Genomic DNA, 24,038 nt, shown 5'->3' on the forward strand with positions numbered 1-24,038 from the left:
GTTAAAACTATCATATGAAAAGAACACTCTTGTCAGTCATGGTGATGCTGGGTGTGAGCGGCGCCGCTCATGCCGAAAACCTGCTCGATATTTACCAACAGGCCCAGATCAAGGACACCCAGCTGCTGGAATCCAAGGCCAAGCGGGACCAGGCCTTCGAGAAGATCAACGAATCCCGTGCAGCCCTGCTGCCCCAGATCAACCTGGGCGCCGGCCTGAACTACCTGCAAAACAAGAACGACACCATGACCAACACGGGCGCTACCGGCTCCGTGACCCTGGATCAATCCATCTACCGTCGCAGCAACTGGGTCAACCTGGATCTGACCGAGAAGAGCGCCACCCAGTCCGACGTGGCCTACAACCTCGAGTACCAGAACCTGATGCTGCGTACCGCCCAGGCCTACTTCGACGTGCTCAAGGCCATGGATACCCTGGAATTCGTGCGTGCCAACAAGACCGCGGTCGAGCGTCAGCTTGAACAGACCCAGCAGCGCTTCGAAGTGGGCCTGACCGCCATCACCGACGTGCACGAGGCCGAGGCCGAGCGCGATCAGGCGCTGGCGGACGAGATCAATGCCGAGAACACCCTGGACAACAGCTACGAGAGCCTGCGCGAGCTGACCGGTATCGACCACCGTCAACTGGACGTGCTCAACACCGATCGCTTCAGCCCGCAGAAGACCGCGTTCAACTCCGACAAGTGGCTGGAACTGGCCCTGGACAAGAACCTGGAGCTGCACAGCGCCCGCATCGGCAAGGACATCGCCAAGGAGCAGATCGATCTGGCCAAGACCGGTCATGAACCGACCCTGGATCTGGGCGCCGGCCTGAACGCCGGTTACAACGATTACAAGGACGAGATCCGCAACCCCGAGAGCAACAGCAATCAGGGCAACATCGGCCTGAACTTCAAGCTGCCCATCTACACCGGCGGGGCCACCACCTCCCAGGTCAAGCAGGCACAGTTCAACTACGTGGCCGCCAGCGAACAGCTCGAACGCAGCTTCCGCTCGGTACAGAGCACGGTCCGCTCTTCCTACAACAACGTGAACGCCAGCATCGGCTCGGTCCGCGCCTACAGCCAGTCCGTCATCTCCGCCGACAGCGCCCTGAAGGCGACCGAGGCCGGTTACGAGGTGGGCACCCGCACCATCGTCGACGTGCTGGACTCCACCCGCAAGCTGTATCAGGCCAAGCAGAAGCTCTCCGAGGCCCGCTACAACTACATCCTCAGCATCCTCTCCCTCAAGCAGGCCGCCGGCATCCTGGAGCAGAAGGATCTGGAAGAGGTGAACCAGGGTCTGATGCCCGCCGCCCAGGTCACCAAGAAGTCCTGAGCCAGGCGCACACCATGAGAAAAGGCGACCCCGGGGTCGCCTTTTTCATCTCTGTTCGCCGCTGGAAGTGCGTTGGTCGGGGCCTGCCAGGCAGCGGCCATGTCACCGACCCGGCAGCCCCATCAAAAAACCCGGCCTTGGCCGGGTTTTACGCTTATCCGCGCTCGCGGATGGTCTTGATGATGTCGGTGGTGGAGCAGCCGTCCTCGAAGTTCAGCACCCGCACCTCGCCGCCATTGGCGGTTACCTCGGCGTAACCGGCGATCTCTTCGGGCTTGTAGTCGCCCCCCTTGACCAGGAGGTCTGGCAGGATCTCGGCGATCAGACGCTGGGGAGTGTCTTCGCTGAAGGGGACCACCCAGTCCACGGCACCCAGGGCCGCCAGCACCGTCATACGGCGCTCGGTCGGGTTGACCGGGCGACCCGGCCCCTTGAGGCGACGCACGGACTCGTCGGTGTTCACCGCCACGATCAGGCGATCCCCCAGCTTGCCCGCATTGGCCAGATAGGAGACATGACCCGCGTGCAGAATGTCGAAGCAGCCGTTGGTCATCACCACCTTCTCGCCGCGCAGACGGGCGGCCTGGACGGCCACCTTGAGCTGGGCCTCGGACATGACGCCAAAGCCGGTCTCCTGCTCGGTGTAGAGGGCGTTGGCCAGCTCCACCGGGCTCACGGTGGAGGTCCCCAGCTTGCCGACCACGATGCCGGCGGCGGTGTTGGCCAGGGCGCAGGCCTCATCCAGACTCTTGCCTGCGGCAAGGGAAGTCGCCAGGGTGGAGATGACGGTGTCACCGGCACCGGTGACGTCATAGACCTCGTGGGCCTGGGCCGGCAGGTGCAGCTCGGGCTGCCCTTCGCGGATCAGGGTCATGCCGTTCTCGGAACGGGTGACCAGCAGGGCGTCCAGCTCGAAGCGCTTGACCAGCTCCAGCCCCCTGGCGACCAGGTCTTCTTCCCCCTTCACCTTGCCCACCACGGCCTCGAACTCGGACATGTTGGGGGTCAGCAGGGTGGCACCGCGGTACTTCTCGAAATCGGTCCCCTTGGGGTCGACCAGCACGGGGATACCGGCGGCGCGGGCACGCCGGATCATGCCGGGCACGTCGTTGAGGGCGCCCTTTCCGTAGTCGGAGAGGATCATCACGTCCGCCTGGGGCAGCGCCTGCTCCACCTTGCCTATCAGCAGGCTGGCATCCACGTCGTGGAAGGCCTCTTCGAAGTCGAGACGCAGCAGTTGCTGGTTGCGGGACAGCACCCGCAGCTTGGTGATGGTCGGATAGTCGGTCAGGCGCACGAAATCACAGGCCACCTTGACCCCGGCCATCTGGCTGGCGAGGGCATCGGCGGCTTCATCCTGACCGGTCAGGCCCAGCAGCACGGCCTGGGCGCCGAGGGCGGCGGAGTTGAGCGCCACGTTGGCGGCGCCACCCGGGCGCTCCTCGATGTGCTCGACCTTGACCACGGGGACCGGCGCCTCGGGGGAGATCCGGCCGGTAGGGCCATGCCAGTAGCGATCCAACATGACATCGCCAACGACCAGGATGCGGGCTTTTTCAAACTCGGGCAGGGTGATTTTCATCTGTATCGGCTCTCAAAACCTGAAAAATTCAGCGGCCGATTTTATCACACTCTTTTCCGGGGCGTGAAAAAAGCACGGCCCTGCCCCCTGACGCCCCCTCTGACCAGATGACGGCGATTCGCGCCCGCCCCCGCTTTTCGGATAGAATCCTCCACATGCGAGTGACCGCATCCGCGCCGGGCCACCCCACACAGGCCCCCCGGTTCGGTCGGACTCCCCCCTTTGCCTTTGCGAACAAGAGACTCTTCATGGCCCAAGAACACGCTCCCCGCCTCGAACCCCGTCTGTTCCATCCCCGTTACTGGGGGAGCTGGCTGGGCCTCTCCCTGCTCTGGCTGCTGGTGTTGCTGCCCTGGCGCAGCCAGATGTGGCTGGGCCGCCAGCTCGGCACCCTGGCCCGCAAGCTGCTGAAATCCCGCGTCAAGATTGCCCGCCGCAACCTGGAGCTGGCGATGCCCGAGCTCAGCCGGGATGAGCGCGAAGCCCTCCTGGTGCAGAACTTCGAGAGCGTGGGCTGCGCCATCTTCGAGGTGGGCATGGCCTGGTTCTGGCCAGACTGGCGGATGCGCCGCCTGATGAAGGTGGAAGGGGAAGAGCACGTCATCAACGCCATGGAGAAGGGCCAGGGGATGCTGCTGCTCTCCTGCCACTTCCTCACCCTGGAACTCAACGCGCGCTGCTTCGGCCTGGTGCGGCCCGGGGTCGGTGTCTATCGCCCCAACACCAATCCGGTGCTGGAGTACGCCCAGTACCACGGTCGCTGCGCCTCCAACAAATACCTGGTGGACCGGATGGACGTGAAGGGGATGATCAAGGCGCTGCGCAACGGCGACGCCCTCTGGTATGCACCGGATCACGACTACGGCAGCCATGCCAGCGTCTTCGTGCCCTACTTCGCGGTGGAGCAGGCCGCCACCATCACGGGGACCGCCACCCTGGCCCGGGTGAAGAACACCGTCACCCTACCCTGCTACAACATCCGCACCCGGGAGGGCTACACCCTGCATATCGGGGCCCCGCTCGCGGACTACCCGAGCGGTGACGACATGGCGGATGCCAGCCGCGCCAACCGCGAGATTGAAGCCGCCGTGCGCAAGGCGCCGGAGCAGTACATGTGGCTGCACCGCCGCTTCAAGACCCGCCCCAATCCGGACGATCCCGGCTACTACTGATGCCCTCCCGCCCCGTCGACCGGGCAAGTCCAGACGACAGGACAGGATGGCACCGCGCCCCATGAAAAAGCCCTCGCACTGCGAGGGCTTTTTTGTTGGCTGCCAGCGTCTGCCTTACTGGCGGATCAGGCGGTAGATGGCGTAGCCGGGGTGCTTGGCGTCATCCATCGGCAGGGTGGACTGGTACGACAGATCCGCCCCCGCCAGGGCCTTGGCCTCGTCGGTCGGCGAGGAGTAGAGGCGCACGTCCACGTTGGCGGGCAGGGCCTTCATGTGCCAGTTGTTGTTGGCCGCCGGGCTGAAGCCGGCCGGGTTGTCCGCAGACTGGGCCTTCAGGTACTGGGCGATGATCTCCCGCGTCTCGAAGGGATCTTCATGCACTATGTTGCTGCCGTCGATGCCCGGGAAGTGGCCGCCGCCGCTGGCGCGGTAGTTGTTGGTCACCACGTAGAACTTCTGGGCCGGGTCCACGGGCTGGCCGTTGAAGGTGAGGCCGCTGATGCGCTGGCCGTCGCTCACCTTGACCCCGTCCTTGCTGTAGCGGGCCGGCTGGGTGATGTCCACCTCGTAGCTGACCCCGTCAATCACATCGAAGTTGTAGGTGGGGAAGCTCTCGTTCACCAGCCACTGCACCTCTGTCTTGCCGGTGTCGATCTGGTTGAACTGGCCGGCGCTCATCTCCAGCCACTCCTTGACGGTGGCCCCGTTCACCTCGACCACCTGCAGGGTGTTCGGATAGATGTAGAGGTCGGAGACGTTGCGCAGGGAGATGTCACCCTGGGCCACGTAGGTGAAGTCGTTGATGCCGTTGCGACCGCCACGGAAGGGGGCCGCCACCGACAGGATGGGGTAGGACTCCTTGAGCAGACCGTCTTGTTGCAACTGCTCCGCGTGGCGGCGCTGGGCATCGCTCACCAGCTGCACCGAGGGGTCGTCCTGTACCAGGGCGAAGAAGCTGTGGATGGGGGAGGTGATCTTGCCGAGCGGCTCGTCCAGCCACTGGTTGGTGGCGTCGTGGTCGGCCTGTACCAGGTCCACCACCCGCTGATCCACCGCACTGCCCTCGCTGGCGTCTATCTTGCGCAGGCTGGCCTGGCTCTGCTTCACCTGCCACTTGCCGTCCACCTGCTCCAGCTTGAGGTCGATGATGCCGAGGTGGTTGCCCCAGTAACCGGGCATCACGGTGGGGATGCCGCTCAGGGTGCCAGCCTGGTTGTCCACCTCCGGCAGATCCGGGAAGTCCCCGGGGAAGTTCTTGTGGGCGTGGCCCAGCATCAGGGCGTCCACCCCCTTCACCTTGGCCAAGTGCCAGGCGGAGTTCTCCATCATGGCCTCGTAGCTGCTGGCATTGATGCCGGTGTGAGCCACCACCACCACGATGTCGGCGCCCTTGGCGCGCAGCTCGGGCACATAGTGATTGGCGGTCTCGACCATGTCGGCCACCACCACCTTGCCCTCCAGATGACGCTTGTCCCACTGCAGCACCTGGGGCGGGGTCAGCCCCAGGATGCCCACCTTGACGCGCTGGCGCTGGCCCTTGTCATCGGTCACCTCGCGCTCCAGCAGCAGATAGGGGGTGAACTTGTTGCCGCTCCAGTCTATTTGTCCCTTGGCATCGCGCTTGAAGGCCCACGCCTCGAACACGTTGGCGTTCACATAGGGGAAGTCGGCTCCCGCCAGTACCTTGCCAAGGTAGTCCAGGCCGTAGTTGAACTCGTGGTTGCCCAGGTTGCCCGCGTCGTAGCCGAGCTCGTTCATCGCCTTGAACACCGGGTGCGCCTGCTTCTCGAGATAGCCGGCACCGGATTGCTCGAAGATGTAGTCCGCCAGCGGCGTGCCCTGAATGAGGTCGCCATTGTCGAGCAGCAGGTTGTTGGGGTTCTCGGCGCGGGCGGCGCGGATCAGCAGGGCGGTGCGGGAGAGGCCGAACTTGCGATCCTCCTTGTTCTGGTAGTAGTCGTAGCCCAGCACGTTGGAGTGGATATCAGAGGTCTGGATCAGGCGCAGGGAGACGGTCCCCGGCTGCGCCTTGCTGTCATTCTCGTTGCTGCAGGCAGACAGCAGCACGATGGCGGCAATAGCCCCCAGCTTCATGGTGTTATTCACTGTTTTTTTCCCTTTTATTATGAGTAACGCTTTACCAGCGCCGGGAATTTAACAGACGAATATGTCAGCAGATGGCACCGGGACTCATTTTTATGAAGCCCGGCACAAAAATAGCCTCATGAGGCCGGTATGGCACCCAATGCCAGCTTGACCGCCAGCACCAGCATGATGAGACCTACAACAAGATCAATGGCTTGCTGCACCCGGCCCCGGGCAAGCCAGGGGGAGAGGGCGGCCGCCCCGAACGCCAGTCCGTAGAACCAGACCAGAGAAGCCAGCATAGCCCCCGCCGCGAAGGCGGGTCTGAGCTCCTCGGCAAACTGGCTGCCGAAGGAGCCAAGCAACATCAGGGTATCCAGGTAGACGTGGGGGTTGAGCAGAGTGACTCCGAGGGTCATGGCCAGCACGCTCTTCACCCCCATCAACCGGGGCGAGTCCGCCAGGGCCGCCTCCTGGCCGCGCCAGGCACTGCGCAGGGAACGGATACCGAACCAGCCGAGGAAGAGCACGCCGCCCCAGGTCAGCAGGGCCAGACCGATCGGGCTGGCTGCCAGCAGGTTGGCCCCGCCGAACACCCCGATGCCGATCAGCACGAGATCGCACAGGCAGCAGAGGGTCGCCGTCAGCAGGTGGTGATTGCGGTGAATGCCCCGGCTCAGCACGAAGGCATTCTGGGCCCCGATGGGGATGATCATGGCAAGGCCGAGGGTAAAGCCTTGCAGGGTGGTGGCGAACATGGAGATGCGTTCCTGTGAAAGTGAGAAACGCACTATAAGGGGGCACGGGCAATCAGAGAAATTCATTCATTTTCTGATGCATTCATAAAACTGATGAAAACCGGGCCGAAACCACACAAAGAAGGTTGTCAATTGCAGGATCTGACAATTGTGGGGTCACAGCCCCGCCCCGAGAATCGGCGGCAGGATGGGACGGCGCAGGACAGCGGTGATGGCGACAGAGGGGATGCCAGGCGACGAGCCGGTACCGCCGGGCCTGTATTCACTGCAGCAGGGAGGGGAAGTTGGTGACCACCACCTGCTCCAGGTTCGGCAGCAGGATGCCGCTGCTCACCCCCTTGGCGATGGCCTGGTAGCGGTTCATCGACCCTGTCTTGCGGGTGACCTGATTGAGGTGGTAGTTCACGGTGCGCTCCGTGATGCCGAGGATGCAGGCGATCTCCCCCGATGTCTTCCCTTCGCTGGCCCAGAACAGGCACTCGGTCTCCCGCTCCGTCAGGGGCTCCTGGGGATCGTCCTCCCTCATGCTCTGGCGCACGATCCGGATCGCCGCCTCGAAGATGTAGTTGGACATCCAGGAGAGGATGGGCGAGGACTCCAGCATCAGATCACTCGATGCCCGCTCCCGGGTAATGAAAGAGAGTATGCCGTTCTCCCCCGCCGCCCCGTGCAGCGGGAACGAGATGCCGTTGCGCAACCCGAATTCCGCCGCCAGCCCCATCACATCCATGCTCCCCTCTTGCAGGAAGCGCGCCTTCTCGTCCAGCCGGTTCCAGTAGATGGGCAGGGTCTGCCTGCGGGCGAGCTGGATGATGGGATCGCAGGCCAGCATGTTGTTCAGGGTGTAGGCCTGTACCCAGGAGTCGGGGCACTGGTTGAACAGCACCACCTTGGGCCTTTGCATCGACATGGGCAGGATGAGGGCGAAGCGGTAGTAGTCGTAACCCATTCCCAGGGTGAAGCGGCCGATGAGCTCGGACAACCGGTTGCCATCGGTCACCAGCGTGAAATGTTCCAGGTACTCAAGCAGTTGGTCGCGTGTCATAGGCAAGCCTCCCCTGGCCAAGGCCTTGGATTATAGCGCCTAACCATGAAATGGAGAGACATGAATGCTTGTTTTCAAAGGAAAATTGAAAGAACACCCCAGATGGGAGGTCGAAAACGAGCTCTACCGATTTCGCAACCGCGTCTTCTCCGATCGACTCGGTTGGGACGTGGAATCCCGCCGTGGCCTGGAGCGGGACAACTTCGACAAGCCCGACACCCACTGGGTGCTGATTGAAGACAAGCAGGGGCTGTGCGGCTGCATCCGCCTGCTCAGCTGCGCCCAGGATTACATGCTGCCCAGCATCTTCCCCACCGCCCTCGCTGGCGAAGCCCCCCCTCGCGGCAACGACGTGTGGGAGCTGACCCGCCTCGCCATCGACGCCGACCGGGCCCCTCGCCTGGAGAACGGCATCAGCGAACTCACCTGCGTCATCTTCCGCGAGGTGCTGGCCTTCGCCAGGGAGCAGGGGATCCGCGAGCTGGTGGCCGTGGTCAGCCTGCCGGTGGAGCGCATCTTCCGCCGCCTCGGCCTGCCCATCGAGCGCCTCGGCCATCGCCAGGCGGTGGATCTGGGGGCCGTGCGCGGGGTCGGTATCCGCTTCCACCTGGACGAGCGTTTCGACCGCGCCGTCCATCGCCCCCTGCAGGGCCATTACCGGCCGGCGGGGGATGCTCTGCTCGCCGTCATCTGAGCAAAAAAAGTCCCGGGACCGGCCCGGGATTCAAGACGCTCGCTATGATCCGTTTCCACCCCATGCAAAAACGGACCGGGTGAGTATCTTATGAATCTCATGTCAGGACTACTGTCACATCTCACAGGGGCGGCCCCGGGCACCGGCCCCCTCCATGGGGCGGTCAGGTTGTCCTCTGGCGCTCCCTTGAGTAGCATTCTTGCTGAACTCCCTTTTTTCATAAGGAATGCTGATGAAGACGCTGGACTACAAGCTGCTGCTGGCCCTGGACGCGGTGATCCGGGAGCAAAACTTCGAGCGTGCCGCCCAGCACCTGCACATCACCCAGTCCGCCATCTCCCAGCGCATCAAGCAGCTGGAGCAGCAGTTTGCGGAGCCGCTCATCATCCGCAGCCAGCCGCTGCAGGCCACGGGGCTCGGCCAGAAGCTGCTGGCCCACTATCGCCAGGTGCGCCAGCTGGAGCTGGAGCTGGCCGGCGAACTCTCCCCCGACGAGCCCAGGGCCCCCATCCGGGTCAGCATCGCCGTCAATGCCGACAGCCTGGCCACCTGGTTCCTGCCCGCCCTGGCGCCGCTGCTGGAGCAATACCCCATCGAGCTGAACCTGCTGGTGGATGACGAGAGCCGCACCCTGGACCGGGTGCGCGAGGGGCAGGCGTTCGGCGCCGTCAGCCTGCAACCCCAGCCGCTGGCGGGCTGCTGCGTCGACGAACTCGGCGAGATGCGCTATCTGCTCACCGCCAGCCCCGCCTTCGTCGCCCGCCACTTCCCGAACGGCCTCACGGCGGCGGCCCTGGCCAAGGCGCCGGCGGTGGCCTTCGATCAGCGCGACGACATGCACATCAGCTACATGGCCCGTCATTTCGCCCTCCCCCCCGGTGGCTACCCCTGCCACACGGTGCGATCCTCCGAGGCCTTCGTCGCCATGGCGGAGCAGGGGCTGGCCTGCTGCCTCATCCCGGAATTGCAGATCCGCCAGCAACTGGAAGAGGGGCGCCTGCTCGATCTCAACCCGGATCACCACCTGGTCGAGCAGCTCTACTGGCACCGCTGGGTGCTGGAGCGGGGGCTGCACAAGCAGATATCCCAGCGCCTGATCCAGCAGGGGCGACGGGCACTGCAACCCCGTTGAGGGGGCCATTCACCTTGGCTTTGGGGGGGTAAAAACGTATAGTGCTGGGCGATTAACCATCAGGTCTCCACTCAGGTTCCCCATTTATGTTCCAAGACAATCCGCTGCTGGCCCAGCTCAAGCAACAAATCCGCGAAAACATCCCCAAGAAAGAGGGTGTGATCCGCGCCTCCGATCGGGGCTTCGGCTTCCTGGAGGTCGATGAGAAGACCAGCTATTTCGTGCCGCCTCCCTACATGAAGAAGGTGATGCACGGTGACCGGGTGAGCGCCCTGATCCGCACTGAAAAAGAGAAAGAGGTGGCCGAGCCGGATGCCCTTCTGGAACAGGCCGTCACCCGCTTCGTCGGCCGCGTGAAGATGTTCCGCGACCGCCTCAACGTGGTGCCCGACCACCCCCTCATCAAGGACGCCATCAAGGCCCGCGCCAAGAAGGGTCTGGACGAGAAATCCTTCAAGGAAGGGGACTGGGTGGTTGCCACCCTCAAGCGCCATGCCCTGGTGGACGGCAACTTCTCCGCCGAGATCACCCAGCTCATCGCCACCCAGGAAGATCACAACGTGCCCTGGTGGGTGGTGCTGGCGCGCCACAACCTGGCCCAGATTGAACCGGCGGACCTGCCGGAGTGGAAGGTGATCGAAGAGGAAGAGCTGCCCCGCCGGGATCTGACCCAGGTTCCCTTCTTCACCATCGACGGTGCCAAGACCAAGGACATGGACGATGCCCTGGCCATCACCAAGCTGGAGAACGGCTGGGAGCTGCTGGTGGCCATCGCCGACCCGACCGCCTATGTGGCCGAGGGAAGCGAGCTGGACAAGGAGGCCGCCCAGCGCGCCTTCACCGTCTACATGCCGGGACGCAACGTACCCATGATCCCGCGCACCCTCTCCGACGAGCTCTGCTCCCTGAAAGAGGGCGAGGAGCGCAACACCCTGTGCGCCCGTCTGCTCATCGCCGAGGACGGCCTGCTGCTGGAGGAGACCGAGTTCTTCGCCGCCCGCATCGTCTCACATGCCCGTCTCAGCTATGACGACGTCTCCGACTGGGCCGAGCACGGCAAAGCGCTGGCCATCGACGCCGGCGTCCTGGCCCAGCTGCCCCTGATGAAGGCGATGACGGAGGCCCGCATCAAGTGGCGCACCGAGCATGCCCTGGTGTTCCCGGACAGACCCGACTACGACTTCGAGCTGGGTGAAGACGGCGAAGTGCTGGCCATCCACGTGGAGCCACGCCGCATCGCCAACCGCATGGTGGAAGAGTCGATGATCGCCGCCAACATCTGCGCCGGCCGCGTGCTGGGCAAAGAGGTCGGCTACGGCATCTTCAACGTCCACACCGGCTTTGACGAGGAGTCCCTGGACGGCGCCATCGAGCTGCTCAAGACCGCCGAGGCCCCGTTCGAGAAGGAAGAGATCGCGAGTCTCTCCGGCTTCTGCGCCCTGCGCCGCTGGATAGACAACCTGGACACCCGCTGGCTGGACGGCAAGATCCGCCGCTTCCAGAGCTATGCCCTGATGTCCGCCGAACCGGGTGCCCACTACGGCCTGGGTCTGGATGCCTACGCCACCTGGACCTCCCCCATCCGCAAATACGGCGACATGGTCAACCATCGCCTGCTCAAGGCGGTCATCGCCGGCAAGACCCCGGGTGAGCGCCCCAGCCTGGAGCTGACCGAGCACCTGACCGCCTGCCGCCGCCTGCACCGCATGGTGGAGCGCGACATCGGCGACTGGCTCTATGTGCGCTACCTCAAGGCCGATGCGGGCACCGACAAGGTGTTCAACGCCGAGATCATCGACGTGATGCGCGCCGGCCTCAAGCTGCGCCTGCAGGAGAACGGCGCCGTGGTCTTCATGCCCGCCCGCCATATCCTGGACAACAAGGATCGGCTGGAGTGCAACTGGGACAACGGCCGCGTCTATCTGGACAAGACCGAGGTGGTCTACGAGCTCGGCCAGATCATCGAGGTGAAGCTGACCGAGGCGGTGGAAGAGACCCGCTCCCTCATCGCCAAGCCGGCGGTGGATCTGGTGCCGGGTCCGGCGCCGGTCGCTCCTGCCAGCGAGGCCGATGCAGCGCCTGCCGACGAGGCCCCCAAGGCGCAGTGATCCCCCTGCTTGTCTGCTCTGCAAAAGCCCGCATCCTGCGGGCTTTTTTTATGGCTGCGCTCCGCGGGCAGACGGAATGGGAGACCCGCTCGCAGGCCCCAGCCTGCGTCGCTACCGGCAGGGAGGATCGAGACGGGAGCGGATCAGGATCCGCCACCCGGGCGTCACAAGAGGCCTTGTCGGAACCGAACCTCTCGGGGGAAAAACTGAAAGTGGGTTACAAAATAAATGATTCATTGGTGATTAACGATGAACTGCGGCATATCCATCGTCATTACTTGCGAATACGAGGCGACAAAATATGACTCATTTGAGTGCAAAGTTTGGTTTTGTGACAACAGTCACGTTGACACCGTGTTTGCGCAAACCGCAAAACGAGACATCAATCACAAAAAATTGACACCCAGAGGCGAGAAGATCGAAATGTAGCCGAAATACAGCGACTGAATGTGATCGTCATCACTATGTCGGGAGGGGGGAGGTCGGGGTATTTGAGATCCAGGTCACAAGACACCCCGTTTTCAGCCTAATTTGATCACAAGCTGGTAGATTGAAGTTGCTTAGACGACTGGGATGGGAGTTCGGCAAAACTCGTCATCCCGACTACCACTTTTAATCACACAGGCTTAAAACGGGGTCCCGACATGTTATCACCGGATACCAAAGTCAAGATACAGAATTTTGGACGCTTCCTGTCCAATATGGTCATGCCCAACATAGGCGCCTTCATCGCCTGGGGCTTCATCACCGCCCTCTTCATCCCCACTGGCTGGCTGCCCAATGAAACCTTGGCCAAGCTGGTCGGTCCCATGATCACCTACCTGCTGCCGCTGCTGATTGGCTATACCGGCGGCAAGCTGATCGGGGGGGACCGGGGTGCCGTGGTCGGTGCCATCACCACCATGGGCGTCATCGTGGGGACCGACATCCCCATGTTCATGGGCGCCATGATGGTCGGCCCGCTGGGTGGCTGGGCCATCAAGCGCTTCGACAAGGCGATGGAAGGTCGCGTCAAGAGCGGCTTCGAGATGCTGGTGAACAACTTCTCCGCCGGCATCATCGGCATGTTGCTCGCCATTCTCGCCTTCTTCGTCATCGGTCCCTTCGTCAAGGTGCTCTCCGGCGTGCTGGCGAGCGGTGTCGGCTTCCTGGTGGACAACCACATGCTGCCCCTCACCTCCATCTTCGTCGAGCCGGCCAAGATCCTGTTCCTGAACAACGCCATCAACCACGGCATCTTCTCGCCGCTCGGGATCCAGCAAGCCACCGAACAGGGCCGCTCCATCTTCTTCCTGATCGAAGCGAACCCGGGTCCGGGCATGGGCGTGCTGCTGGCCTACATGGTGTTCGGCCGTGGCGCCGCCAAGCAGTCCGCTGCCGGTGCGTCCATCATCCACTTCTTCGGCGGCATCCACGAGATCTACTTCCCGTACGTGCTGATGAACCCGCGCCTCATCCTGGCGGTGATCGCAGGCGGCATGACCGGGGTCTTCACCCTGACCCTGTTCAACGCAGGTCTCGTCTCCCCCGCCTCCCCGGGCTCCATCTTCGCCGTGCTGCTGATGACGCCGAAAGCCTCTCTCATCGGGGTGCTGCTCTCCATCGTCGCCTCCGCCACCGTCTCCTTCCTGGTCGCTGCCGTGTTCGTCCGTGCCCAGCAGCCGGAAGCCGACGAGGCCGATGCCCTGGGTGAAGCCACCCGCAAGATGAAAGCCATGAAGGGTGCCAAGCCCGAGACCACCGCCGCCAAGAAGCCGGAAACCGAGCTGACCGCAGTGCGCAACATCGTCGTCGCCTGCGATGCGGGCATGGGCTCCAGCGCCATGGGCGCCGGCATGCTGCGCAAGCGGGTGCAGGCCGCCGGTCTCGACATCAGCGTTACCAACCGTGCCATCAACAACTTGGACGATCAGGTGGATCTGGTCATCACCCACAAGGATCTCACCGACCGTGCCCGTCGCCATGCGCCGCATGCACAGCACATTTCGCTGACCAACTTCCTCGACAACGCCCTCTATCAGGAGCTGGTGCAGAACCTCAGCCTGGCCAACGCGGCCAACGATGACGTCGCCAACCCGCAACTGCTGGTGGCGGCCAACGACGACAGCTACGAGCCGCAGGAGCCGGAAGTCTTCACCCTGAGCCTGCAGGACGTGCACCTGGGCCTCAAGGCCGAGAGCAAGGAAGCGGCCATCGTGACCGCCGGCAAGCTGCTGGCCGAGCGAGGCTATGTGGCACCGGACTACGTCGACGCCATGCTGGAGCGCGAACAGCTGGTCTCCACCTACCTCGGCGAATCCATCGCCGTGCCCCACGGCACCATCGCCGCCAAGGAGCACGTGAAGCGTACCGGCATCGTCATCTGCCAGTACCCGGCCGGAGTCGCCTTCGGCGAGGGCGCCGATGAGGTGGCGCGCCTGGTCATCGGCATTGCCGCCCGCAACGATGAACACATACAGGTCATAACCCGCCTGACCAATGCACTGGATGAGCCCGGTCTCGTCGACCGTCTGGCCAGCACCCAGGATCCCCAGGAGTTCCTGGATCTGCTGGGGGCCGAGCAGGCCGCGTAATCATCCGTCATCGTCTTTGGTTGTAGAGGTTAATATCATGAAAACATTGCATTTTGGTGCCGGCAACATCGGTCGGGGCTTCATCGGAAAACTGCTGGCTGACGCCAGCCATCAGGTCACCTTCGCCGACGTCAACGAGACCCTGATCGACCAGCTCAATCACCGCCAGGAGTACAAGGTGCACGTGGTGGGCACGGATCAGAAGCTGGACGTGGTGCGCAACGTTGCCGCCGTCAGCTCGGCCGGACACGAGGTGATCGCCCGTATCATCACCGCCGATCTGGTCACCACGGCGGTCGGCCCCAACATCCTGGACAAGATTGCCAGCACCCTGGCCAAGGGGCTGCAGGCCCGCTTCGATGCCGGCAACCTGACTCCCCTCAACGTCATCGCCTGCGAGAACATGGTGCGCGGCACCAGCCACCTCAAGGAGGAGGTACTCAAGTACCTGCCGGTCGCGTATCATGCCACCCTCGAGCAGTGCGTCGGCTTCGTCGACTCGGCGGTGGATCGCATCGTTCCGCCCGCCGCGGCGAACGACGATCCCCTGGAGGTGACGGTGGAGAGCTTCAGCGAGTGGATCGTCGATCGGACCCAGTTCAAGGGGGAGATGCCCCAGGTAGCGGGCATGGAGCCCACCGACAACCTGATGGCCTTCGTCGAGCGCAAGCTGTTCACCCTCAACACCGGCCACATCGTCACCGCCTATCTCGGCAAGCTCAGGGGATATCGCACCGTGCGCGAGGCGATCGAGGATCCGCTGATCCGCAGCAAGGTGCGCCGCGCCATGGAGGAGAGCGGGGCCGTGCTGGTGAAACGCTACGGCTTCGACCCGCGCCTGCACGCCGCCTACATCGAGAAGATCCTCTCCCGCTTCGCCAACCCCTATCTGGTGGACGAGATTGACCGGGTCGGTCGCCAGCCGCTGCGCAAGCTGGCGGCGGGGGACAGGCTGGTGAAGCCGCTGCTCGGCACCCTGGAGTACGGCCTGCCGAGCGATCACCTGCAGGAGGGCATCGCCGCCGCACTGCATTACCGCAATGAGGACGATCCCCAGGCGGTGGAGCTGCAGGCCATGCTGGCGGAACTTGGTCCGGCACGGACCCTGGCCCGCGTCACCGGCCTGGATGAGCACAGCGATGTGGTACGCACCATCGTCGCCCGTTACAACAACTTGAAGTGACCTGATGGGGTGGCGTCACACCGCCCGTGACGGACCCCATACGATACAAACCGGGGGAGGGCCTGCTCTCCCCCTGTCAGCCGGACCCGAAGCACTTATGACCACACACCAGGAAGATGAAGTACTGGAGCGACTGAACGAGCAGGATGGCCCCCGCGGCTTCTTTCTCGAGGTCGTGACCATCCTGGAAGAGGCGGTCGACTCCCTGATGCGGCGAGCCTTTCGTCAGGAGGAGTATGCCGTCAAATACGCCATCGAACCCCTGCTCAACCAGAGCGGACCCCTCGGCCAGCTGGAGGTTCGCCTCAAGCTCATCTTCGCCCTCGGCCTCATCTCCCTCGAGCGCTATCAGGATCTCGAGGCATACCTGAAGATCCGCGACTTTCTGGTACGCGACCCCAAGGATTACCGCTTCAGCGACAAGCCGGTCCGCGATCTGCTCGAGCGCCTGAATGCCATCCAGCAGGGCAGCATGATGCCGCAGGATCCCCCGGCCAACGAGGAGGACTGGCCCCTCTACCAGATGCAGCTCAACCGGCTCGATCAGATGGTGCGCTCCGCCCTGGTGCTGGCGGTGACCGATTGCGTCACCGAACTCCACAAAGAGAGCCCCATCTGATCTGAGCGGCTCTCCCCTGCACGCCTGGCGGGTGTCATCTTGCCCCCCTTCCCCGCTACACTAGGTCCAACCCCATCACCTGTACGAGGTTGGCATGATAGCTCTCTCCCTCGCCGGAATAGCCCTCATCTCCCTGCTCGCCCAATGGCTTGCCTGGTCCGTGCGCGTTCCCGCCATTTTGTTCCTGCTGCTGAGCGGCCTATTGCTCGGCCCGGTGACCGGTCTGCTCGACCCCGATCAGTTGCTGGGGGATCTGCTGTTTCCCCTGGTCTCCCTCTCGGTCGCCATCATCCTGTTTGAAGGAGCGCTGACCCTGCACCTGACCGAACTCAAGGGGATCGGCAAGGTGGTACGCAACCTCTGCTCCACCGGCATGGTGACCAGCTTTGCCGTCATCGGCGCCGCCAGCTACTTCCTGCTTGGGCTGGACTGGCGGGTCGCCATGGTGCTCGGCGCCGTGCTGGTAGTGACCGGCCCCACGGTGATCGCCCCCATGCTCAACGTGATCCGCCCGGTCCGGGAGGTGGACAAGATCCTGCGCTGGGAGGGGATCGTCATCGACCCCATCGGCGCCCTGTTCGCGGTACTGGTGTTCGAGGCGGTGCGCCTCGGCAGCCAGGGAGATCTGGTCGGTCATACCCTGCTGGCCCTGGCCAAGACGGTGGGAGTGGGGTCGCTCATCGGGGTCGGTGCCGGCTGGCTCACCACCCTGCTCATCCGCAAGGACTGGCTGCCGGTCAGCCTGCACAAGTTCGGGGTACTGGCGCTGGTGCTGGTGACCTTCACCCTGTCTGACTGGCTCAGTCACGAATCCGGCCTGCTGGCGGTGACCGTGTTCGGCATCTGGCTCGCCAACCAGGAGGGGCTGGATCTGGAGGAGGTGCTGGCCTTCAAGGAGGATCTCGCCGTCATTCTCATCTCCTCCCTCTTCATCCTGCTGGCGGCCCGCCTCGATCTGGCCCAGCTCTGGCAGCTCGGCCCCATGGTGCTGGCCCTGCTGTGCGTGGTGCAGTTCGTGGCCCGCCCGCTCTGCATCCTGGTCTCGACCCGGGGGTCGGACCTGCCCTGGCGCGCCCGCGCCCTGCTCGCCTGGATAGCCCCCCGGGGCATAGTGGCGGCGGCGGTCAGCGCCTCCTTCGCCATCAGCATGCACGAGGCCGGCATAGAGGATGCCGACAAGCTGGTGCCCCTGGTGTTTGCGGTCATCATCTTCACCGTGGTGCTGCAGAGCCTGACGGCCACGCCATTGGCCAGATTGCTCGACATGCGCCAGAGCGCCCCCAATGTCTGGCTGCTCATCGGCGCCAACTCGGTGGCCCGGGCCATCGGCAAGGCGCTGGCGGATCAGGGGATCCCGGTGCAGCTCTCCGATCCTGCCTGGGAGCACTGCAAGCTGGCCCGCATGAGCGGCCTGCCCTGCTACTTCGGCAATCCCCAGTCGGAGCACGCCGAGCGGCACCTGCCCCTCACCAGCATCAGCACCGTGCTGGCGCTCTCTCCCAGCCGCCACAACAACGCCCTCGGGGTACTGCACTTCGCCCACCTCTACGGGGAGGAGAAGGTCCACTCCCTGCGTTCCAGCGAACAGCACGGCAAGGCCAACCGGGAGAGCGCCACCTTCCGTGCCCGCCAGAACCTGTTCGGCGCCGACATCAACTTCGCCAGGTTGAGCGGCCTGCTGAGCCGGGGCGGGCAGATCAAGGCGACCCGCCTGAGCGACACCTTCGACTGGGACCAGTATCAGGAGGCCAATCCCGGCGCCATTCCTCTGTTCGTGCTGGATGCCAAGGCCAGACCCAGGGTGGTCACCGGCCCTGTCACGCCGCTGCCCGGGGAGCTGCTGATCGCCCTGCAACCGCCCCGTGAGGGGGCGACGGCGCCCTGATCCGATGACGGCGCCACCGGGAAGGAGAACTAGACTTGAGGGTGGCGCCATGAGTCATAGGAGGATGTCATGACAGTCAGTGAATTGCGCGCGCTTCACCAGCAGCACAGGTTCAAGGAGGCGGAGATCATGCACGACATCGTCTCCCCCGGCTGGATCGTGGAGTTCAGGGGGCAAGACGGCCACCTCTACGTGATGACGGACACCCTGGGGTGCCCCATGAGTTTCTCGTCCACCGAGGAGGCACGGGACCACATCCACCTGGTGGCCGACTGCCCCGTCCAGGTCGAGCACCTCTACCGCTTCTTCGAACGCTGAGCACCCATCGAAAAGGCGCTGTCCCAATTATGTGTTGGAAGGCTAATCTGGAAGTAGGTCATCACCGCGAGGACCTTCATCATGGATACGCCAGCCTTCCAACACCTGTTGTCCCTCTTTCCATTACTTACTCTGCGTCAGCGCCGTGTCGCTCAGCATGAGCTCGCCGCTCCACACCCGATTACGTCCCTCCATGCCCAGTTACCCACATGCTGCGGCTGTCCCCACTGCCAGGCGGATGCCACCCAGCTGGCCCCCTGGGGCTGGAGCCGTGGGCTGCGTCGTTACCGTTGTAAGCAGTGTCGGCGAACCAGCTCCCTCCTCACCAAGACGCCTTTGGCCAGATTACGTAAGGCTGAGCATTGGGAGGACTACGCCCAGGCTCTCATCGACGGGCTCACTGTCCGCCAGGCCGCCGTCCGCTGCGGTGTTTGCAAGAACACCGCCTTCTTGTGGCGTCACCGCTTCCTGAAGGCGATGGCAAACCACCAGGCAACACGGGAAGAAGGCATTGTGGAAGTGGATGAAACCTTCTTCCTCGAATCGTTCAAGGGGCAGCGAGGGTTGCCTCGTCCGGCAAGACATCGTGGCGGGAAAGGGCGTACCCGGGGGACCGGGCGGGATTACATCCCGGTGATGGTGGTGCAGGACAGGGCGGGCCATCAAGCCGACTTTCAGCTGGAAAGGCTGGATGCGCAGACGGTGAAAGCGGTGTTGCAGCCACTCATCGCGCCCGATGCAGTGCTCTGCAGTGATGGTGCAGGGGTGTATGCCAGTTTCAGCCAAGCGCGGGGCATAACACATCAGGTGGTGTACAACCGTCGAGGTGAGCGAGTCATTGGGGCATACCACATCCAGCATGTGAACGGATATCACCGGCGGTTGAAGGAGTGGATGGAACGATTCCATGGAGTCGCAACCCACTACCTGAGGAATTATCTGGGCTGGCGCAGGATGCTGGAACGTTACGGCAGGGAGGTAAATACCAAGATGTGTTTGCATGAGGCGCTAGGGCACCCAATGCAACACGTAATTGGGACATAGCCATCGAAAAAGGCTCCCGAGGGAGCCTTTTCTCATTCCGGCTGCGTGGACTCAGCCTCCTTTCCCTCCAGCCGCCTCACCGGCTTTTGCAGAATAAGGTTCGCCGGATAGGTGACCAGATCGCCGTTGTCATCCCGCACCCGCACGTAGAAGAGGCCGATCTCGGTGATGATGCCGGTGACAGAGTCATCCTTGTCGAGGATGCGGATGCGATCGCCAATCTTGTAGGGGAAGGCGAAGAAGATGGTGATGCTGGCGGTGATGTTGGAGAGGATCGACCACTGGGCCACCATGGCGACCCCCAGTACCGCGAAGAAGGAGGAGGCGAGCACCACCAGCCGGGAGAAGTCGAGCCCCCAGACCCCGGCCAGGATCAGCAGGGTGGCGCAGCCCAGCAGGAAGTGGAATACGTGCTCCACGTAGATCACCCGGTTCTCGCTCACCTGCCGGCTCTGGCCAAGGGCCATCAGGCTCTTGTGAATGAGGCCGCGCACCAGGGTGTGCCCCAGCAACAGCAGCAGGGTCACGCCAAAAGATTCCCATGTCGTCATGTTCACCCCTTACCACCAGCGCCTGTGCTTGAGCCAGACCGCCAGTCCGGTCGCCAGCACCAGCAGGAAGCCACAGAACACCCAGAAGGCGGTCGGACTCTCGGCCCCGGGGATCCCCCCCAGGTTGATGCCGAACAGGCCGGTCAGGAAGCTGGCGGGCAGGAACAGCAGCGCCATCACCGACATCTGGTAGGCACGGCGGTTGGTCGCCTCCGCCATCAGGTTGTTGATCTCGTCCGCCAGCACGGCGGTGCGCGCCACCCCGGCATCCAGATCGTCGAGCCAGCGCCGCAAGCGGTCGGCGATGTCGAGCAGGCGTCGCCTGTCATCTTCGTCCAGCCAGCTGATCTTCTCGTTGGCCAGGCGCGCCACCAGATCCCGCTGGGGGGAGAGGTAGCGACGGATCATGATGAGCTGCTTGCGGATGCGCGCAAGCCGACCGTTGGCGGGCAGGTCGCGCATCAGCACCATCTCTTCCAGATCCAGGATCTGGTCGTGCAGCTCCTCGACGAACTCCCCGGCCCGGTCGGTCAGGGCGTCGCATATCTCCACCAGCCAGTCGGCGGGAGTGTCGGCACCGCCCCCCAGCGACAGCTGCTCGAACACATCTTTCTCGGAGAGCAGCGGACGACGTCGGCTGCTGATGATGAGATCCGGCGTGATGAAGATCCGCAGGGCCACCATCTCTTCAGGCCTGTGATCCTTGTTGTGGTTGATGCCGCGCAGGATCAGCAGCACCGTCTCCCCCATCCGCACCAGCTTGGGACGATTGCTCTGGCCGAGCAGGGCCTCCCGGGCCGCCTCCCCCAGCAGCGGCGTCTGCAGCAGCCAGCGCGCCGACTCCGGGTTGCCGTAGTCCAGATGCAGCCAGCCGGGCTGGGCACCGGGGATCTCGCTACCTTCGGCCAGCGGGGTCATGCCCCCCTTGCCGTCCAGGGTCAGGCCATAAATCACGTCACCGGGCACCCGATCCATCTCGTCTCCTTCTCGTTTCATGTGCAGGCCCCAGCTTACACCAAAGGCGGGGACGACTCAGCCCCGGGGCAGCCGCCCCGCACCAGCCATGCTAAGATGCGCCACCCGTTCCAGACACAGGAAGCCATGCCATGCCCATCTGGGTTGATGCCGATGCCTGCCCCATCCCGGTCAAGGAGATCCTCTACCGCGCCGCCCACCGCGCCCAGGTGGTGACCACGCTAGTGGCCAACCAGGGACTCAGAGTCCCCCCCTCCCCCTTCATCAAGACCCAGCAGGTGGAGAAGGGCTTCGATGTGGCAGATCATGTCATCGCCCAGCAGGTCAAGCCAGGCGACCTGGTGATCACCGGCGACATTCCCCTCGCCTCCTGGGTCATCGACGCCGGGGGCGAGGCGCTCAATCCCCGGGGCGAGATCTACACCCGGGAGACCATCCAGGCACGGCTCGGGATGCGCAACTTCATGGAGGAGCTGCGCTCTGCCGGCGTCCAGACCGGTGGCCCTGCGCCCTTCAACGCCGCCGACAAGCAGCGCTTCGCCAATGCGCTGGACAAGTGGCTGGTCAGGGGCAAGCTGAGCTGATCACCCTCTCCCCGGCCCACCGCCGGGGAGAGCCATTCATTTCCCTTTTCCCTTAATTCTTCCTTAATGCTCCTTGATTAGCCTTGCGACTGTTGACCCAACCACCCGCAAGGAGCAAGCAATGAAACTAACCCCCCTGTTGTTACTGATCCCCCTGTTGAGCGGCGCAGCCCTGGCCGACCCCCAATGCACCCAGGCCGACAAGAGCAAGTGGATGAGCGAAGCCGACGCCCAGCAGCAGATCAAGGCGATGGGCTACGACATCAAGAAGTTCAAGGCCACCAAGACCGGCTGCTACGAGATCTACGGCTGGGACAAGGAGAAGCGCAAGGTCGAGATCTACTTCGACCCGACCGACCTGAAAAAGGTGAAAGAAGAGATCGACGAGTAACGCCGCCCCGGCCGGTCTTCCCCCGGCCCCCACCATGGAGCCTTGCCATGACACCTGCCTCTGAAGTGAAAGTCTGGGATCCCCTCATCCGGGTGTTTCACTGGGCGACCGTCACCCTCTGCCTGCTCAACTTCTTCGTGCTGGAAGAGGGCAGCAAACCCCACAGATATGCTGGCTACGCGGTGGGCATCCTGCTCATCATCCGCCTGCTGTGGGGGCTGATCGGCCCCTATTACGCCCGCTTCGGCCAGTGGTGGCCAACCCCTGCCCGGGTCCGCTACTACCTGCGCCAGCTCGCCCAGGGGCGCCACCCCTACTACCTCGGCCACAATCCGGTCGGCTCCCTGATGATCTGGCTGCTGCTGCTGTCCCTGGTCGGGACCGTCGTCACCGGCTGGCTCACCACCTGGGATGCCTTCTGGGGCGAGGAGTGGCTGGAGGAGCTGCACGGCATCATCGCCAACACCCTGATGGCCGCCGTTGGCGTCCATGCGGCAGTGGTACTCCTGACCGATCGCCTCACCCGCAGCGATTTGGTCCGCGCCATGGTGCTGGGCAAAAAGCGGGTCCCCGCCAACATCAAGGTGGAAGACCCCCGCGCTTGATGGCCGGGCTGCCGACCAGTCCCCTCCTCTGTTCACCCGCTCATCTGCCCAAAAAAAGACCCCCTGCCAAGGCAGGGGGTCGTCATGAGCAGCGCGGGGGGAGGACCTAGATCATCACACCGGCGATAACGGCGGAGAGCAGGCTCACCAGGGTGGAGCCATAGACCAGCTTCAAACCGAAGCGGGAAACCATGTTGCCCTTCTCTTCGTTGAGCGCCTTCACCGCACCGGCAATGATGCCGATGGAGCTGAAGTTGGCGAACGACACCATGAAGATGGAGAGGATGCCGACGGTGCGCGGGGAGAGCTCGGCGGCAATCTTGCCCAGATCCATCATGGCCACAAACTCGTTGGTCACCAGCTTGGTCGCCATGATGGAGCCGGCCTGCAGCGCTTCACTGCCCGGGATGCCCAGGATCCAGGCAACGGGATAGAAGATGTAGCCCATGACGTGCTGGAAGTTGACGCCAAACGCCGCCTCGAACAGGTAGTTGATGAGGGCGATCAGGGCGATGAAGCCCACCAGCATGGCACCGACGATCACCGCCACGGTGAAACCGGCCATGATGTACTCCCCCAGCATCTCGAAGAAGTTTTCCTTCTTCGGGGTATGGTGCTCGTCACCCTCGGCCAGCGCCTTGGCATCGGTCACGGTGTTGTCGGGCTCGTAGGGGTTGATGAGGGAAAGCACCACGAAGGTGCTGAACATGTTGAGTACCAGCGCGGCCACCACGTAGCGCGGCTCGATCAGCTGCATGTAGGCACCGACGATGGACATGGAGACGGTGGACATGGCCGTCGCCGCCAGGGTGTACATCTGCTTCTCGTTCAGGTGCGGCAGTATGTTCTTGAGGGCGATGAAGTTCTCGGACTGACCGACGATCATGGAGCTGATGGCGTTGAAGGACTCCAGCTTGCCCATGCCGTTGATCCTGGCCAGCACGGTGCCGATGCCACGAATGACGATGGGCAGCAGACGGATGTACTGCAAAATGCCGATCAACACGGAGATGAAGACGATAGGCATCAGCACCATCAGGAAGAAGGAGAAAGCCCCTTCGTTGACCAGACCGCCGAACACGAAGTCGGTCCCCTGCTTGGCAAACTCCATCAGCTTGGTGAAGCCGGCGGCAAAGCCACCCACCACCGCCAGACCCACTTCGGAGTTGAGCATGAACCAGGCGAGCGCCAGCTCGACCACCAGCAGCTGGCCGATGTAACGCAGCTTGATCTGTTTCCAGTTGCGGCGGTTTGCCAGCAACGCCAATGCCAGGACCATCACGAGTCCGAGCACGAAATGAACGTATTCCATACCAGTCATGTACAGGATCTTTAGCTACAACCAATTGAAATAGATAGAAAAAAGGCTTCGTTTGTGATCTGATTTAATCGCA

General features: G+C 63.3%; 21 protein-coding genes. 14 read left to right on the forward strand and 7 right to left on the reverse strand.

The window, feature by feature from the left end; translation table 11 throughout:
• Positions 1–14 precede the first annotated feature (14 nt).
• On the forward strand, positions 15–1,340 hold the full coding sequence (gene tolC / locus PG896_RS13080) for an outer membrane channel protein TolC (protein ID WP_029313618.1): 1,326 nt from the start codon (positions 15–17) through the stop codon (positions 1,338–1,340).
• A 154-nt stretch (positions 1,341–1,494) separates the two neighbouring features.
• On the opposite strand, the gene hldE is transcribed toward tolC, so the two are convergent.
• Positions 1,495–2,922, reverse strand: a complete 1,428-nt coding sequence (hldE, locus tag PG896_RS13085; RefSeq protein WP_200164318.1) for a bifunctional D-glycero-beta-D-manno-heptose-7-phosphate kinase/D-glycero-beta-D-manno-heptose 1-phosphate adenylyltransferase HldE — start codon at positions 2,920–2,922, stop codon at positions 1,495–1,497.
• Positions 2,923–3,170: 248 nt separating this feature from the next.
• Here hldE and lpxL point away from each other — a divergent pair, with 248 nt between their 5' ends.
• A complete protein-coding gene (gene lpxL, locus PG896_RS13090; protein WP_010672769.1) occupies positions 3,171–4,094 on the forward strand; it encodes an LpxL/LpxP family Kdo(2)-lipid IV(A) lauroyl/palmitoleoyl acyltransferase in 924 nt (307 codons plus the stop codon).
• 114 nt (positions 4,095–4,208) lie between these two features.
• On the opposite strand, the gene PG896_RS13095 is transcribed toward lpxL, so the two are convergent.
• The 3 genes from PG896_RS13095 to PG896_RS13105 form a co-directional block, all read right to left on the reverse strand.
• Positions 4,209–6,188, reverse strand: a complete 1,980-nt coding sequence (locus PG896_RS13095; protein WP_270835792.1) for a bifunctional 2',3'-cyclic-nucleotide 2'-phosphodiesterase/3'-nucleotidase — start codon at positions 6,186–6,188, stop codon at positions 4,209–4,211.
• A gap of 128 nt (positions 6,189–6,316) precedes the next feature.
• A complete protein-coding gene (gene lysE / locus PG896_RS13100) occupies positions 6,317–6,937 on the reverse strand; it encodes an L-lysine exporter (protein WP_041212291.1) in 621 nt (206 codons plus the stop codon).
• A 262-nt stretch (positions 6,938–7,199) separates the two neighbouring features.
• Positions 7,200–7,982 carry a LuxR family transcriptional regulator gene (locus PG896_RS13105; protein WP_010672766.1) on the reverse strand — a complete coding sequence of 261 codons (783 nt, stop codon included), beginning with the start codon at positions 7,980–7,982 and terminating at the stop codon, positions 7,200–7,202.
• Positions 7,983–8,046: 64 nt separating this feature from the next.
• Here PG896_RS13105 and PG896_RS13110 point away from each other — a divergent pair, with 64 nt between their 5' ends.
• The 9 genes from PG896_RS13110 to PG896_RS13150 all read left to right on the forward strand — a co-directional run bounded on the left by PG896_RS13110 (position 8,047) and on the right by PG896_RS13150 (position 19,538).
• Positions 8,047–8,676: an acyl-homoserine-lactone synthase gene (locus PG896_RS13110; RefSeq protein WP_029313613.1), complete on the forward strand. Its 630-nt coding sequence runs from the start codon at positions 8,047–8,049 to the stop codon at positions 8,674–8,676.
• Positions 8,677–8,908: 232 nt separating this feature from the next.
• Complete coding sequence (locus tag PG896_RS13115; RefSeq protein ID WP_200164317.1) at positions 8,909–9,808, forward strand: LysR family transcriptional regulator ArgP; 900 nt, start codon at positions 8,909–8,911, stop codon at positions 9,806–9,808.
• A gap of 86 nt (positions 9,809–9,894) precedes the next feature.
• Positions 9,895–11,916 (forward strand): exoribonuclease II, encoded by a 2,022-nt coding sequence (locus PG896_RS13120; protein ID WP_161470336.1) that lies wholly within the window; start codon positions 9,895–9,897, stop codon positions 11,914–11,916.
• A 644-nt stretch (positions 11,917–12,560) separates the two neighbouring features.
• A complete protein-coding gene (locus PG896_RS13125; protein ID WP_041212287.1) occupies positions 12,561–14,489 on the forward strand; it encodes a PTS mannitol transporter subunit IICBA in 1,929 nt (642 codons plus the stop codon).
• Between the two features lie 37 nt (positions 14,490–14,526).
• Entirely contained in the window at positions 14,527–15,672 is a 1,146-nt protein-coding gene (locus tag PG896_RS13130) for a mannitol-1-phosphate 5-dehydrogenase (RefSeq protein ID WP_010672760.1), read from the forward strand.
• A 97-nt stretch (positions 15,673–15,769) separates the two neighbouring features.
• Entirely contained in the window at positions 15,770–16,291 is a 522-nt protein-coding gene (locus PG896_RS13135) for an MltR family transcriptional regulator (RefSeq protein ID WP_010672759.1), read from the forward strand.
• Positions 16,292–16,385: 94 nt separating this feature from the next.
• Positions 16,386–18,176: a cation:proton antiporter gene (locus PG896_RS13140; RefSeq protein WP_042015426.1), complete on the forward strand. Its 1,791-nt coding sequence runs from the start codon at positions 16,386–16,388 to the stop codon at positions 18,174–18,176.
• Between the two features lie 69 nt (positions 18,177–18,245).
• Positions 18,246–18,494 (forward strand): hypothetical protein, encoded by a 249-nt coding sequence (locus PG896_RS13145; protein ID WP_010672757.1) that lies wholly within the window; start codon positions 18,246–18,248, stop codon positions 18,492–18,494.
• Between the two features lie 81 nt (positions 18,495–18,575).
• Positions 18,576–19,538: an IS1595 family transposase gene (locus PG896_RS13150; protein ID WP_041215707.1), complete on the forward strand. Its 963-nt coding sequence runs from the start codon at positions 18,576–18,578 to the stop codon at positions 19,536–19,538.
• Positions 19,539–19,570: 32 nt separating this feature from the next.
• Here PG896_RS13150 and PG896_RS13155 read toward each other — a convergent pair whose 3' ends face one another.
• Both PG896_RS13155 and zntB read right to left on the reverse strand, forming a co-directional pair.
• On the reverse strand, positions 19,571–20,089 hold the full coding sequence (locus PG896_RS13155) for a mechanosensitive ion channel domain-containing protein (RefSeq protein ID WP_010672756.1): 519 nt from the start codon (positions 20,087–20,089) through the stop codon (positions 19,571–19,573).
• A gap of 9 nt (positions 20,090–20,098) precedes the next feature.
• Positions 20,099–21,064, reverse strand: coding sequence for a zinc transporter ZntB (zntB, locus tag PG896_RS13160; RefSeq protein ID WP_171865294.1), 966 nt, complete (start codon positions 21,062–21,064; stop codon positions 20,099–20,101).
• 131 nt (positions 21,065–21,195) lie between these two features.
• Here zntB and PG896_RS13165 point away from each other — a divergent pair, with 131 nt between their 5' ends.
• The 3 genes from PG896_RS13165 (at position 21,196) to PG896_RS13175 (ending at position 22,644) form a co-directional block, all read left to right on the forward strand.
• Positions 21,196–21,648 (forward strand): YaiI/YqxD family protein, encoded by a 453-nt coding sequence (locus PG896_RS13165; RefSeq protein WP_039039769.1) that lies wholly within the window; start codon positions 21,196–21,198, stop codon positions 21,646–21,648.
• 121 nt (positions 21,649–21,769) lie between these two features.
• Positions 21,770–22,039, forward strand: coding sequence for a PepSY domain-containing protein (locus PG896_RS13170; protein WP_010672753.1), 270 nt, complete (start codon positions 21,770–21,772; stop codon positions 22,037–22,039).
• A gap of 47 nt (positions 22,040–22,086) precedes the next feature.
• Entirely contained in the window at positions 22,087–22,644 is a 558-nt protein-coding gene (locus PG896_RS13175; RefSeq protein ID WP_103259422.1) for a cytochrome b/b6 domain-containing protein, read from the forward strand.
• A 106-nt stretch (positions 22,645–22,750) separates the two neighbouring features.
• Here the strand turns inward: PG896_RS13175 and PG896_RS13180 are convergent, their stop codons facing one another.
• A complete protein-coding gene (locus PG896_RS13180) occupies positions 22,751–23,956 on the reverse strand; it encodes a NupC/NupG family nucleoside CNT transporter (protein ID WP_041214374.1) in 1,206 nt (401 codons plus the stop codon).
• Positions 23,957–24,038 lie beyond the last annotated feature (82 nt).

Origin of the sequence: Aeromonas sp. QDB30 (genome assembly GCF_027707645.1) — a bacterium.
Taxonomy (GTDB): Bacteria; Pseudomonadota; Gammaproteobacteria; order Enterobacterales; family Aeromonadaceae; genus Aeromonas; species Aeromonas caviae.

Bases quoted from the DNA above. Each gene is read 5' to 3' on its own strand.
- PG896_RS13135 (WP_010672759.1), top strand. From the start codon at position 15,770: ATGACCACACACCAGGAAGATGAAGTACTGGAGCGACTGAACGAGCAG.
- PG896_RS13155 (WP_010672756.1), bottom strand. From the start codon at position 20,089: ATGACGACATGGGAATCTTTTGGCGTGACCCTGCTGCTGTTGCTGGGG.
- PG896_RS13145 (WP_010672757.1), top strand. From the start codon at position 18,246: ATGACAGTCAGTGAATTGCGCGCGCTTCACCAGCAGCACAGGTTCAAG.
- tolC (WP_029313618.1), top strand. From the start codon at position 15: ATGAAAAGAACACTCTTGTCAGTCATGGTGATGCTGGGTGTGAGCGGC.
- PG896_RS13130 (WP_010672760.1), top strand. From the start codon at position 14,527: ATGAAAACATTGCATTTTGGTGCCGGCAACATCGGTCGGGGCTTCATC.
- lpxL (WP_010672769.1), top strand. From the start codon at position 3,171: ATGGCCCAAGAACACGCTCCCCGCCTCGAACCCCGTCTGTTCCATCCC.
- PG896_RS13120 (WP_161470336.1), top strand. From the start codon at position 9,895: ATGTTCCAAGACAATCCGCTGCTGGCCCAGCTCAAGCAACAAATCCGC.
- PG896_RS13180 (WP_041214374.1), bottom strand. From the start codon at position 23,956: ATGGAATACGTTCATTTCGTGCTCGGACTCGTGATGGTCCTGGCATTG.
- PG896_RS13115 (WP_200164317.1), top strand. From the start codon at position 8,909: ATGAAGACGCTGGACTACAAGCTGCTGCTGGCCCTGGACGCGGTGATC.
- PG896_RS13165 (WP_039039769.1), top strand. From the start codon at position 21,196: ATGCCCATCTGGGTTGATGCCGATGCCTGCCCCATCCCGGTCAAGGAG.
- PG896_RS13170 (WP_010672753.1), top strand. From the start codon at position 21,770: ATGAAACTAACCCCCCTGTTGTTACTGATCCCCCTGTTGAGCGGCGCA.
- PG896_RS13110 (WP_029313613.1), top strand. From the start codon at position 8,047: ATGCTTGTTTTCAAAGGAAAATTGAAAGAACACCCCAGATGGGAGGTC.
- zntB (WP_171865294.1), bottom strand. From the start codon at position 21,064: ATGGATCGGGTGCCCGGTGACGTGATTTATGGCCTGACCCTGGACGGC.
- PG896_RS13125 (WP_041212287.1), top strand. From the start codon at position 12,561: ATGTTATCACCGGATACCAAAGTCAAGATACAGAATTTTGGACGCTTC.
- PG896_RS13150 (WP_041215707.1), top strand. From the start codon at position 18,576: ATGGATACGCCAGCCTTCCAACACCTGTTGTCCCTCTTTCCATTACTT.
- lysE (WP_041212291.1), bottom strand. From the start codon at position 6,937: ATGTTCGCCACCACCCTGCAAGGCTTTACCCTCGGCCTTGCCATGATC.
- PG896_RS13095 (WP_270835792.1), bottom strand. From the start codon at position 6,188: ATGAAGCTGGGGGCTATTGCCGCCATCGTGCTGCTGTCTGCCTGCAGC.
- PG896_RS13105 (WP_010672766.1), bottom strand. From the start codon at position 7,982: ATGACACGCGACCAACTGCTTGAGTACCTGGAACATTTCACGCTGGTG.
- PG896_RS13175 (WP_103259422.1), top strand. From the start codon at position 22,087: ATGACACCTGCCTCTGAAGTGAAAGTCTGGGATCCCCTCATCCGGGTG.
- PG896_RS13140 (WP_042015426.1), top strand. From the start codon at position 16,386: ATGATAGCTCTCTCCCTCGCCGGAATAGCCCTCATCTCCCTGCTCGCC.
- hldE (WP_200164318.1), bottom strand. From the start codon at position 2,922: ATGAAAATCACCCTGCCCGAGTTTGAAAAAGCCCGCATCCTGGTCGTT.